This window comes from Acidimicrobiia bacterium, assembly GCA_012959995.1.
Classification (GTDB): domain Bacteria; phylum Actinomycetota; class Acidimicrobiia; order Acidimicrobiales; family MedAcidi-G1; genus MedAcidi-G2B.
Window position 1 is genome coordinate 75,433 of record DUCC01000034.1, and the last position, 12,095, is coordinate 87,527.

11 protein-coding genes and 3 tRNA genes are annotated in these 12,095 nt (G+C 55.1%); 4 read left to right on the forward strand and 10 right to left on the reverse strand.

Annotated features, from left to right (window positions below):
• Positions 1-30 precede the first annotated feature (30 nt).
• A complete protein-coding gene (locus tag EYQ49_09240; protein HIG26056.1) occupies positions 31-1,122 on the reverse strand; it encodes a Zn-dependent alcohol dehydrogenase in 1,092 nt (363 codons plus the stop codon).
• Between the two features lie 54 nt (positions 1,123-1,176).
• On the opposite strand from EYQ49_09240, the gene EYQ49_09245 reads away from it, so the two are divergent.
• Genes EYQ49_09245 through EYQ49_09255 form a run of 3 tightly spaced genes read left to right on the forward strand, consistent with a single transcriptional unit; the run spans position 1,177 to position 3,064 of the window.
• Positions 1,177-1,902, forward strand: a complete 726-nt coding sequence (locus EYQ49_09245) for an enoyl-CoA hydratase/isomerase family protein (protein ID HIG26057.1) — start codon at positions 1,177-1,179, stop codon at positions 1,900-1,902.
• On the forward strand, positions 1,779-2,465 hold the full coding sequence (locus EYQ49_09250; protein HIG26058.1) for a TetR/AcrR family transcriptional regulator: 687 nt from the start codon (positions 1,779-1,781) through the stop codon (positions 2,463-2,465). The genes EYQ49_09245 and EYQ49_09250 overlap by 124 nt, the downstream gene beginning before the upstream one ends.
• Positions 2,462-3,064, forward strand: coding sequence for a TetR/AcrR family transcriptional regulator (locus EYQ49_09255; protein HIG26059.1), 603 nt, complete (start codon positions 2,462-2,464; stop codon positions 3,062-3,064). The genes EYQ49_09250 and EYQ49_09255 overlap by 4 nt, the downstream gene beginning before the upstream one ends.
• Here the strand turns inward: EYQ49_09255 and EYQ49_09260 are convergent.
• Entirely contained in the window at positions 3,061-4,215 is a 1,155-nt protein-coding gene (locus tag EYQ49_09260) for a dehydrogenase (GenBank protein ID HIG26060.1), read from the reverse strand. The two genes, EYQ49_09255 and EYQ49_09260, sit on opposite strands and share 4 nt — an antisense overlap.
• A gap of 55 nt (positions 4,216-4,270) precedes the next feature.
• On the opposite strand from EYQ49_09260, the gene EYQ49_09265 reads away from it, so the two are divergent.
• Positions 4,271-6,568: an arylsulfatase gene (locus EYQ49_09265; GenBank protein HIG26061.1), complete on the forward strand. Its 2,298-nt coding sequence runs from the start codon at positions 4,271-4,273 to the stop codon at positions 6,566-6,568.
• A 3-nt stretch (positions 6,569-6,571) separates the two neighbouring features.
• Here EYQ49_09265 and EYQ49_09270 read toward each other — a convergent pair whose 3' ends face one another.
• The 8 genes from EYQ49_09270 to EYQ49_09305 form a co-directional block, all read right to left on the reverse strand.
• Complete coding sequence (locus EYQ49_09270) at positions 6,572-7,798, reverse strand: cytochrome P450 (GenBank protein HIG26062.1); 1,227 nt, start codon at positions 7,796-7,798, stop codon at positions 6,572-6,574.
• A gap of 2 nt (positions 7,799-7,800) precedes the next feature.
• Positions 7,801-9,033, reverse strand: a complete 1,233-nt coding sequence (locus EYQ49_09275; protein ID HIG26063.1) for a cytochrome P450 — start codon at positions 9,031-9,033, stop codon at positions 7,801-7,803.
• A 3-nt stretch (positions 9,034-9,036) separates the two neighbouring features.
• Positions 9,037-9,234: a ferredoxin gene (locus tag EYQ49_09280; GenBank protein HIG26064.1), complete on the reverse strand. Its 198-nt coding sequence runs from the start codon at positions 9,232-9,234 to the stop codon at positions 9,037-9,039.
• A gap of 96 nt (positions 9,235-9,330) precedes the next feature.
• Positions 9,331-10,758, reverse strand: a complete 1,428-nt coding sequence (locus EYQ49_09285) for an aldehyde dehydrogenase family protein (protein HIG26065.1) — start codon at positions 10,756-10,758, stop codon at positions 9,331-9,333.
• Between the two features lie 68 nt (positions 10,759-10,826).
• Positions 10,827-11,624: a tyrosine-protein phosphatase gene (locus EYQ49_09290; protein HIG26066.1), complete on the reverse strand. Its 798-nt coding sequence runs from the start codon at positions 11,622-11,624 to the stop codon at positions 10,827-10,829.
• A gap of 55 nt (positions 11,625-11,679) precedes the next feature.
• A tRNA-Phe gene (locus EYQ49_09295) sits at positions 11,680-11,755 on the reverse strand.
• A gap of 34 nt (positions 11,756-11,789) precedes the next feature.
• Positions 11,790-11,867: transfer RNA gene (locus EYQ49_09300), tRNA-Asp, on the reverse strand.
• Positions 11,868-11,907: 40 nt separating this feature from the next.
• Positions 11,908-11,983 (reverse strand) — tRNA-Glu (locus EYQ49_09305).
• Between the last annotated feature and the right edge of the window lie 112 nt (positions 11,984-12,095).

The following is a 12,095-nucleotide window of genomic DNA, read 5'->3' on the forward strand; positions in this document are numbered from 1 at the left end:
ACTCTTGTGGTTGGGCTTTTAATCCCCGACCTAGGAGTCGAACATGATGACCGAACGCAGCGTTGACCCGGCCCGCATTTCGTCGTAGCCGCCGTTTACTTCATCAAGAGTGATGTGGGCGGAAACTAAACGTTCAAGGTCAAGGCGTCCACCGAGGTAGTGAGTTACTAACTCGGGGATGGTGGTTTTAAAGTTGCTATTGCCCATGAAAAGCCCGCGGAGGCTTTTTGCTTGCAAAACCATGAAGGCACCGGGCACGGCCATGGTGCTGGTCGCCGGGGGAAGGCCCACCAGGTAAGCGGTGCGCCCGGGTTTGATCATGGCTAAGGCTTGTTCGGCGGTTGCGGTTAGCCCTATGGCTTCGAAGGCAGCATCAACCCCGCTGGTGAGTTCCAGCACGGCAGCCACCGGGTCGGTTTCGCTGGCATTGATGATGTCAGTGGCTCCGAACCCTTTAGCCGCTTCAAGTTTTTCGGCATTGAGGTCAATAGCGATGATGCGTCCCGCGCCGGCCAAGCGGCAGCCCTGCACAATGTTGAGGCCTATGCCCCCACAGCCAATGACGGCCACGGTTTCTCCGGCGCGGATGGCGGCGCCGTTTACGGCTGAGCCCACCCCGGTAATGACCGCACAACCCAGCAGGGCGGCAAGGTCGAAAGGAATGTCGTCATTGATGACCACGGCAGCGTTTTCGTGAACCAACATTTGTTCGGCAAAAGCCCCCAAGCCGGCCATAGCGCGGATGGGTTGATCGCCCAAAGCTAAACGGGGGGTTTCGTTTTCATTTCGCCCTAAGAGTTGACGGCGTTCGCAGGTCCAAGTTTGACCATTTAAGCATTCGGTACAGGAACCGCAGAATTGGGTCAAGCAGGTCACTACATGGTCGCCTGGTTTCATGGTGGCCACGTCGGGGCCTACGGCGATGACTTCACCAGAGGCTTCGTGACCCAAGGCAGTGGGGCCGGGGCCCAAGGGCAAGAGCCCTTCGATGACGTGAAGGTCGCTGTGGCAGAGCCCCGAAGCACGGGTTTGGATAAGCACCTCGCGTCCTTGTGGTTGAGCAATGGTGAGATCTTCGATGACTAATTCACCGGGGGCTTGATGTAAAACGGCGGCGCGCATGATTCTCCTTTTGGCTTTTCGCATTAGGTTAGCCAATTGGCTAACCTTGTTTACATGTCGGCCGATACAAATGTTTTATTGAATATTTCTGAGGGGTTAGCCACGGTAACCTTGCAGCGCCCAGAGCGCCGGAATGCTCTCATCGGCCCGCTGTTTGACGAATTGGCGGCGGCCTTTACTTCGCTTAGCCAGAACCCAGAAGTCAATGCGGTGTTGCTTCATGGCGCACAAGGAGCATTTTGTTCTGGTCTCGACCTGAAAGAATACAAAGCTGACCCGCCTCCGCCCTGGTTGACTTCATCCGCGGCGTCGGCGTCGGCTGCTCATAAGGCTATTTACGCTTGCCCGGTACCGGTGGTTGGTGCTTTAGAACGCTTCGCTATCAATGGAGGCGCTTCGCTGGCTTTGGCTTGCGACCTTTTGGTGGCTGGCCAGGGAGCGTATTTGCAAGTCGCAGAAATAAAGTTGGGAATGGCGGCACCCTTAAACTTGACGTGGCTTCATGAGCGTTTTTCAGTTGCTGCTGCACAGCAATTGGTGTTGACGGGACGCAAATTCTTTGGCCCGGATCTTCACCGTTTAGGGATAGCGCTGGAGGTTGTTAAAGATGATCAGGTATTGGCTCAGGCCACCCAGGTTGCTCGTGAAATAGCCCAATGCCCGCCCCAAGGGGTGCGGGCTTTAAAAGCGGGGCTGGCTGTGGGTTCTTCTTGGGAAAGCCACCGAAAAGCCGTGCTCGAGGTTTCCCAGCAGGCTCTTTTTTTACCGGTTCAAAACTAGGCATGTCAGAAACCTCGGCCCGCCAAGACATTATTGAGGCGGCGCTGCGCTTATTAGAGGATCGCCCCCCTTCGGCTATTTCTGGTCGTGAACTGGCCGAAGAAGCAGGAGTGAGCTATGGGTTGATTCACTATTACTTCAATGGGAAACAAAATGCTTTTCTTGCTGCCCGAGATTTTCTTAACCAGTGGGTAGTTGATTCGGTGATGCAAGGAGGGAGCCAGTCGGTTTCATTAAGTGATACCAGCGACCGACGCTCGTTTTGGGCGGTGGCCGGGCATATGGCTCTTGAGACTTCGAAGGAATGGAATGAGGAGAGAGACCTTCCGGTGGTTGAGGCCTATTTGAATCTTTTTGCCCAAACCGACCCCTCTGGTGATCGAGTGCAGCACGCAGTTGTTGTTGCTTCTCTTTACGCCCTTTTGCTGGGCCGACCCATTTTTGGCTCGCACAATGCCCACTCGGTTGGATTGACGGATGAAGATTTACCAAAAGTGGATCAGCGTATTAGATCCTTAGTGAGTGCCCTTGAAGGCTCGGTTGGTTTGGAGCAGCAAACATGAACGCCAAGCCACGGGGAGCCCAACAGGTAAAAGTAGCTTTGGTGGCGGCGGCCGTGAGGTTATTGGGGCAACGCCCACCTCATCAAATTTCTGGCCGAGAACTGGCCGAAGAAGCGGGGGTGAACTATGGGTTGGTTCACCACTATTTTGGCTCAAAGGAAGTTTTACTGCAAGCAGGTTTGGCGGACTTGGCGTCTTCTTTTGCCGAGGGGCCAATTGATGAGTCTTGGTCTTCAGACGAACCATTTTCTATACGCCATCGCATGGATTATTTGCGAGCGTTAGCGTTTTCTTCAATCTCGGGGGAACTCGAAGGCCTTTCAACCGTGCACCCGGTGATTGAAGATTCATTAAAGAAGGTGAGTGTTTTACGGGGGAAAGGCCAAGACCCGGATAAACAAACGCTTACCGATGTGGCGGTGGGAACACTCTTCCAACTGGGTTGGTCTCTTTTTGAACAACGAGTGTTGCCGGGTTTTGCCTTTGACAAAGAAGAAGAGGCTGAATTTGAAAAACGTCTACGCGCCACCTTGCGGGCCATCATGTTGGATGGGGATGTAGCCAAGGCGACACAAGCAACCCTGCACGGTAAGTCTTAGTTTTTGAGGGTGTCCTTGAAGGCAAGATTGCGGTCTGGAGTAGGTTCGCGAGGCAAACCAAGCACACGCTCACCTAAAGTATTTCGTTGCACTTCATCGGTGCCTCCACCTAAAGAAAGCGCTGGGGCATCACATATTCCGTAAGTCAACGTTTTTTTATCGTTGCCGAGAGGTTTCCCTTCCCAGGCGATTACTTGCATGTGGGCTAACCGGGTGGCGGTAGCAGCGGCGGCCCGTCCCTCTTTGGTGCGCCAGAGTTTAGTAAGCGAGGGGTGAATGCCCGGGCGCCGGTTTAACCACTCAATAATTTTTCGGTTGGTAAAAAGAGTGGCCAAGTCTTGTCGAACGATGGGGTCTTGGTGGGCCTCGCTCTCTTGCGCTAAGGAAATCAGTCGTTCAACAGTGATCGGGCGGCGGCCTCCCCCGGCCCCGATAGAGGAACGCTCGTAACTCAATAAAGCGACAGCCATGCGCCAGCCTTCGCCGGGTGCACCAACAACCCATGGAGCGGGGATTTTCGCTTCGGTAATGAACACTTCGTTGAAGCTGGATACTCCGGTCATCTGGTGCAAGGGCCGCACCTCGACGCCCGGTTGTTTCATGGGGAGAATCATCATGGAGATGCCTTGGTGTTTTGGCACGTCAGGGTTGGTTCGAGCGAGCAGTATGCCAAAGTCGGCATCGCTGGCTCCGGAGGTCCAGACTTTTTGACCACTTACCACCCACTGGTCGCCGTCAAGTTTGGCACTGGTGGTAAGCCCGGCGAGGTCTGATCCGGCTCCGGGTTCGGAATAAAGTTGACACCATATTTCGTCACCTCTTAATCCGGGGCGGAGGAATCGTTGCTGTAATTCAGTGCTGCCATAATCACGCAAAGTAGGCAGGGCCATATTGATACCGATGCCAAAACCAAAAACTGCGTTAGCGGATTCTCTACTGGGGGCTTCTTTGCGAAAGGTGTTGATGAATTCTTTATCTAAGCCTCGGCCACCGGTTTCGATCGGATAGTCAAGGGCCCCAAGACCGGCATCGTAGCGAGCAGCGAGGTAGGCCCTTCCTCGCTCTAGGGGGTCATCAAGACCAGAGAGTAAATCAGGCAGGGTGGCATAAAAAGATTGAACTTCGGTGCGAAATTGAGCAAGGTCCTCCATGTGGGCTACTTTAATCACCTAGCAAACTTTGTGAAAACTCAAGAGAGTGAAAAAGATGACTGAACCAGTTAAGCGACTTTTTTCTGAAGCGACCGGTACCCCGCTTTCTTTAGACCAAGCACCTGCTGGTGCCCCCAACGTGGTGGTGGTGTTGCTTGACGATGTGGGCTTCGGGTCGTTTTCTACTTTTGGTGGCCCCATAACTACTCCAGCATGTGATCGTGTCGCTGCCCAAGGTTTGCGCTACAACCAGTTCCACACCACGGCACTTTGTGCCCCCACCCGTGCTTCGCTGCTTACTGGCCGCAACCACCACACCGTGCACGTGGGATGCATTACCGAGGTGGCGAACTCTTTCCCTGGCTATGACTCAATAATCCCTGCGGAGGCAGCCACGGTGGCCGAAGTACTTCGCTCCAATGGATATGCCACCGGCATGTTTGGCAAAGGCCATCTCACCCCCCGGTGGGAGGTAGGCCCGGCTGGCCCCTTTGACCGTTGGCCCACAGGCTTGGGTTTTGATCGCTTCTATGGTTTTCTGGGTGCAGAAACGTCGCAATTTGAACCGGCCCTTTATGACCAAACCACTCCCATTGAGCCTTATGTGGGTCGAGGGGATTACCACCTCACCGAAGATTTGGCAGAGCAGTCCATCAATTGGATGCAGCAAGTAAAAGCGCACCGACCGGATCGGCCGTTTTTTTGTTATTTTGCTCCCGGTGCGGTGCATACGCCCTTGCAGGTTCCGGCCGACTGGCTTGACCAATTTGCTGGTCAGTTCGATGAAGGCTGGGATGCTCTCCGGCAACAAATTTTTGAGAAACAATTGACCTTAGGGGTTATCCCGGCCGGCACGGTGAACACGCCTCGTCCAGAAGAAATACCCAGTTGGGATGAATACCCCGATCGGTACAAACCGGTGGCTCGACGCCTTATGGAAGTATTTGCGGCCTTTTTGGCCCACACCGACGCGCAGGTAGGAAAGCTGATTGATGCGTTAGAAACCATGGATGAATGGGAAAATACTCTTTTTGTTTATGTCACGGGCGACAACGGGGCTTCGGCCGAGGGAACCATTCATGGGGCCTGGTCGGCTCCTTCGTTTCAAAACGGGGTACACGAAGACCCGGAATGGCTCTTAGAACACATGGACGACTTTGGTACCGCAGCATGTGAATGCCATTACAACGTGGGGTGGGCGTGGGCTCAGGACGCACCGTTTCAATGGATGAAACAAGTGGCGTCGCATTTTGGGGGAACCCGTAACGCCATGGCTTTGTCGTGGCCTCAACACATTACTGATGCCGGTGGTTTGCGCACTCAGTTCCATCATGTGGTCGACTTGGCGCCCACTATTTATGAGGCCGCCGGGGTGAAGCCTCCCGAGGTAGTGAACGGGGTGAAGCAGATGCCTATTGAGGGAACCTCCATGGGGTACTCCTTTGACGAGGCCTCAGCGGCGAGCAAAAGAACTACCCAATATTTTGAGATTCTGGGTAATCGAGCTATTTACCACGAGGGCTACATTGCATCGTGTTTTCATGGGAGGGTGCCATGGATTCGTATGGCCAGCCAACCCTTTGATGGCCCGCAAGAAAAATGGGAACTCTACGACATCACGACTGACTTTTCTCAGAGCCACGACTTAGCCAAAGAACAACCCGAGCGTTTGGCTGAAATGAAAGAACTCTTTGATGCGGAGGCCCGCCGCAATGGCGTTTACCCGTTACGCGACCCCGGGGACCGCCTCACCGCCGACACCCGCCCGCCCTCTCCGTTGCAAGGGGCAAAGCAGGCCACCTACACGCCGGCCCATGTACGCATGCCGGAAGGCAGCGTGATTGATATTAAAAACCGGTCGTTTGATTTGGTTGCCCGGTTAGAAGTGGATGCTTCAGATGTTGAAGGGGTCATCGTGTGTCAGGGGGGAAACCTCAATGGGTGGACGCTTTATTTGCAAGAGGGGCGGCCGGTTTATCATTACAACTTGTTTGGACACCAGCGAACGACGGTAGAAGCATCAGAACCTTTAACTCCCGGGCCCCACGAGGTGCGGGTACTTTTTGATTACGACGGAGGTTTTGGCAAAGGGGGAACCGCTCACCTGTTTGTTGATCAAGAACTGTTGGCTTCGGAACGCATAGAAGCCACCGTGCCGGTGGTTTTTTCTATGAGTGGAGAAACCTTCGATGTGGGCGTGGATACCGGTGCCCCGGTGGGCTTGTACCCGCATCTGTTTCCTTGCACGGTCACCATTAAAGACGTCACCATCACCTTGTTAGATGAAATTGATGCTGAAACTCAACAAGCGATCACTGAGGGTGTGTTTAAAGCTGCTTTGGCTGCGCAGTAAAACTCAGCCGAAGTTGAGGGCCATGATGCGGGGGCCGCGTACTTGGCCGCCGGCCCAGGTGACTTCATCGGGGTTGGCCAAGGTGAATTCGGGGATGCGAGTGAACCAGGTTTTGAGGGCTACTTCCATTTCCATGCGGGCCAGGTTGGACCCGGCGCAGCGGTGGATGCCGGCGCCGAAGGCGATGTGGCGGTTGCGTTGCCGGTCCAAGATCACTTGGTCGGGGTTTTCGAATACCTCGGGGTCGTGGTTGGCGCCGGGGAAGTTCATCAATACTTTGTCGCCGGGTTGCATGGTGACATTTTGGTATTCCACCACCTCGGTGACCCGGCGGGCCATGGTGACTGGCGAGTAGGCCCGTAAGAGTTCTTCAATGGCGGAGTCCCAGAGCGGGTCGTGGTGGTCGGTGGCGGCCATACGGCGGCGGTCTTCTTCGTGGGTAGCAAAGTGCCAAAGGGCGGAGCCAATAGACGACCAGGTGGTGTCAATGCCGGCTACCAACTGCAGGTTGCACATGCCCACGATGACTTCGTCGGGGAGGGGTTGGCCGTCTATTTCGGTTTTTAAAAGTTCAGAAATTAGATCATCGCCAGGGCTTGCTTTTCGCTCGGCAACTTGTTCTTCAAAGAAGCTACGGATGACGTTTCGGTAGTGCACACGAAGTTCTGGTTGGGTCAACCCAATCTCGAGTACTCCTTGTACCCAGATAATGAACTCGTCTACTCGCTCGCTGCCCACGCCGAGTTTGTGGGCGATAACCCGGGGTGGAATTTGTTGGGCGTAGTTGACGGCGCCGTCGCAGTTGCCGCGGTCGATGAACCCGTCAATGAGTTCGTGGCAGAGGGTTTCGGTGTAGGTGCGTTGTGGGGCAATGGCTTTGGGCGTAAAAAACGGCAACAAAGCTTTGCGGGTCCAGGTTTGTTCAGGCGGGTCGGCACTAATGGGGGCTGCGGCGTTGTAACTGGTGCTTTCGGTGTCGCGAAATTCTGGTGGTAAATCCACCACGGTGGGCGCCTTAGAAGAAAGAGCAGGCACCATTTTGGCTAAGGCTTGTACGTCTTCATATCGGGTGGGGAGCCATGAGCCGCCCCAGCGATCGGTGTGGGCAATAGGGCATTGGCCTTCCCGTATTTCTGACCAAGCCGGTACAGGGTCGGTGATGTAGTCCGGGTCAAAAATGTCGTAATCGGTAGCCAGGTTTTCTACCGGGCAGCGGTCGGCATCGGTCATGGTTAGCCGAAGTTGAGGGGCAAGATGCGGGGGCCGCGTACTTGGCCGCCGGCCCAGGTCACCTCATCGGGATTGGCCAAGGTGAATTCGGGGATGCGAGCGAACCAGGTTTTGAGGGCTACTTCCATTTCCATGCGGGCTAGGTTGGACCCGGCGCAGCGGTGGATGCCGGCGCCGAAGGCGATGTGGCGGTTGCGTTGTCGGTCCAAAATGACTTGGTCGGGGTTTTCGAATACCTCGGGGTCGTGGTTGGCACCGGGGAAGTTCATCAACACCTTGTCACCAGTTTGCAAACTGGCGCCGCTTATTTCAACAGGTTCCATAACCGTGCGGGCCATGGTGACCGCCGAGTAGGCCCGTAGTAGTTCTTCAATGGCGGAATCCCAGAGGGGGTCGTCGTGGTCGGTAGCGGCCATACGGCGGCGGTCTTCTTCGTGGGTAGCAAAGTGCCAAAGTGCTGAGCCAATAGAGGACCAGGTGGTGTCAATGCCGGCCACTAACTGCAGGTTGCACATCCCTACGATTACCTGGTCGGGCAACATTTGGCCATCGACCTCGGTGTTACAGAGGGCGGTGATGAGGTCGTCTTGGGGGTTTTGGCGGCGCTCGGCTACCTCATCGGCGAAGAAGCCGTGGATCATGTCGCCGTATTTGAGACGCAATTCGGGTTGAGTGAGGCCTATTTCTAGAACGCCGCGCACCCAGACGATGAATTCGTCAACCATGTTTTCATCTACGCCGAGCTTGTGGGCAATAACCCGAGGGGGGATTTGTTGGGCGTAGTTGACGGCGCCGTCGCAGCCACCGTTGTCTATGAACCCGTCGATGAGTTCTTGGCAGAGGGTTTCGGTGTAGGTGCGTTGTGGGGCAATGGCTTTGGGGGTGAAATGTGGAAGCAGCGCTTTGCGGGTCCAGGTTTGTTCAGGCGGGTCGGCACTGATGGGGGCCGCTCCGTTGAGGCCTTCGCGTTCCGGTCGGCGGAACTCTTCGGGAACGTTGACCACGATGGGGCCAGGGTTGGCGCTCGAAAGTTCAGGCACCATTTTGGCTAAGGCCTGCACGTCTTCGTAGCGGGTGGGGAGCCATGATCCGCCCCACCGTTCGGTGTGAGCAATAGGGCATTGACCTTCCCGTATTTCTGTCCAGGCGGGCACCGGGTCGTTGATGTAGTCGGGGTCAAAAATGTCGTAATCGGTGGCGACATTTTCTACTGGGCAGCGTTCGGTGTCGGTCATGGCTTAACCCTCGTGAATTTCGATAGCGAACTCTGGGCAGTTGTCCACGATGAGTTGAGCTCGTTCTTCCATGCCCTCGAGAACCTGACCTTCGTTGAGGACAAAGGCGTTGCCGTAGTCATCTACGTCTACCAACTCAGGGGCCAGCGAGTAGCAACGGCTATGGCCTTCGCATTTTTCGGCGTCAACGGTGATCTTCATGGTTCCTCCGCAATTAGGGACTATGTTCAGAAGTTAGCCAGATGGCTAACTCTTAAACCACATATTACCGATAACGATCGTTATTAGCAAGTCCGGCTAGCCAGCGGGCAGGTTTATTTGCTTGGCCTCTAAAAATTCTTCCATCCCGTGGCGACCCAACTCTCGACCATTGCCCGATTTTTTGTATCCACCGAAAGGCGCATCGGTGTTCAAGATAGAACCATTCATGTCTACCTGGCCGGTGCGTAAACGCTGAGCCACCGACAAGGCACGGTCGGGGTCGGTGCCCCACACCCCACCAGAAAGGCCGTAGTCCGAATCGTTGGCAATGGCCACTGCATCAGCATCATCGGTGTAACCAATAATGGAAAGCACCGGGCCAAAGATTTCTTGACGCGCAATGGCCATGTCGTTGGTGACGTTAGCGAACACCGTCGGTTGGGTGTGATAACCCACATCGAGGCCCTCCGGTTTACCGGTTCCTCCGGTTACCAAAGTGGCGCCTTCGTCAATACCGGTTTGGATAAGGCCTTGTACCCGATCCCACTGGGCTTGAGAAACAAGTGGTCCGAGGCGGGTACCTTCACCGTCGGCCGCTCCCGGGGTAAAGGCGGCGGCAATTTGCCCGGCCAATTCGGCCGCTTCATCCATGCGGTCTGCTGGCACCAACAAACGAGTAAGGGCACTACAGGTTTGGCCCGAGTTTAAAAAGCAAGCGTTGACGGCACCCGGAATAGCGGCCGAGAAATCGGCGTCATCCAAAATAATGTTGGCCGACTTGCCGCCGAGTTCTTGATGCACCCGGGTCACGTTGGGGGCAGCTACCTCGGCTACCCGTGTGCCGGCCCGGGTAGAACCGGTAAAAGAAATCATGTCGATGTCGGGGTGGGCGGCCATAGCTTCGCCGACCTCGGGGCCCAGCCCAGAAACCAGGTTGAAGACGCCCGGGGGGAAGCCCAAGCCATCAATGATTTCGGCCAACAAAAAGGCATTCAATGGGGCAACCTCGCTGGGCTTGAGCACCACGGTGCAACCCACGGCCATAGCGGGAGCAATCTTGGCCATGATCTGATGTAACGGATAGTTCCACGGAGTAATGCAAGCCACTACCCCAACGGCGTCGCGGGTAACCAAAGTGCGACCAAGGTCTTCTTCAAAAGCAAAGGCCCGAGCGGTACCAGGCACGCTGCCCGTAGTAGCGGTCGGCAAACCGGCTTGAATCATGTTGGCCAACATGGTCGGCATACCCATTTCGGAAGAAATAAGCGCACCCATTTCTTGCATACGAGCCCCTAATTGTCCGGCCAATCCTTCAATGTAGCCCAAGCGTTCTTCGAGGCTCAGGGCAGCCCAAGGTCCAAAGGCTGCTCGGGCCGCGGCTACGGCCGCGTCTACATCGGCGGCCACCCCGCGTGGCGTTGAACCAATGACTTCTTCAGTGGAGGGGTTGATTACCTCAATGCCGGTGTCGCCGCCCGAAGGCACCCAAGCACCGTTGATGTAAATGTTTTCATGGAAAGTCATGGTTCACCTCGTAGTGGTTTAGAGGTTGATCATGCCTTAAAAACTTGAGCCGCGCAAAGGTAAGCAGGTTAAACCAGTAAAGATTTTTGAAACCGCGAAAACTGGGCGTCGTCAATGCCTAACCCATCTCGGCGAAAAACGTCCCAGGAAGACCACTGACGCTCCACCGCAGCAAAGACTGCTTCAATAAAAGAGGCTTGGGTCAGCAACAACACGCGTAACGGGGCCAACACGTCGTCGTCTAAACTTTCTGGCGCTACACCAGATTCCTGAGCCAAGCGATCACGAAACTCCACAAATTTTTGGTCGATCCACACTCGGCGGACCTCGTTGCTTAAAAGAAAATCGTCAACCACCACGGACTCTTCTACCCCCAACAAACGCAACACGATGGCCGCCACAAAACCAGTGCGGTCTTTACCTGCGGTGCAATTAAACAACAATGGGTAGTGGTCAGGGTTGGTAACAAACTGAAAAACCGGGCGGTAGCGATCTAGGCGATGAGTGATATTGCCGGCAAAATATTGGGCAATCATTTCTGGCGCTTGTTGCGACAAACCCGGTTCACCCAACCGGTTGGCGATGACCGCAAACTCGTTGTCATCTTCAGAAACTGAAAAAGCATGCACCCGGCAATCCAACAGTTTGGGATGAGGCCGTTCCTGGCTTTCGGTGAGTCGGCGTAAATCCACCATATTGCGTAGCTCCAAACCTTGGAGAAGATTAAAGGAGTCACCCGAAAGGTCGCTGAGGTAACCGCTCCGAAATAACAAACCGGTGTTTACAAAACGGCCATCTTCGGTGGGCACGCCACCAACTTGGCGCAAATTTGCTTCAGAAATAAGTACGCGCTGGTCAACGGCCATGAGAAAACATTAGGTCACCAAAAGCAACAAAGCCCACCGGGAGGTGGGCTTTGTCTGGTGGTCGGGACCGGCGTCGATCCGGTGACCTTCCGCTTTTCAGGCGGACGCTCTGCCAACTGAGCTACCCGACCCCGTAGTACCCACCCAAATTTGGGTGGGCCACGGTGGCGGTCCTGACGGGATTTGAACCCGCGACCTCCGGCTTGACAGGCCGGCGTGCACTCCAAACTGCACCACAGGACCAACGAGGCTTAGAACAAAAGTTCCAAACTCGATCTATGTTTTGTACCCCCAACGGGATTCGAACCCGTGTTACCTGCGTGAAAGGCAGGCGTCCTAGGCCGCTGGACGATGGGGGCTCTTCCTCACGCGAAGGACGGGTCACGTTACCACCGTCCTAATAAAAGGGCGACCCATTTTAGAGAAAAGGGCGATTTAGAAAAAAGGTTGACCGGTTCAAGAAAGGTTTTT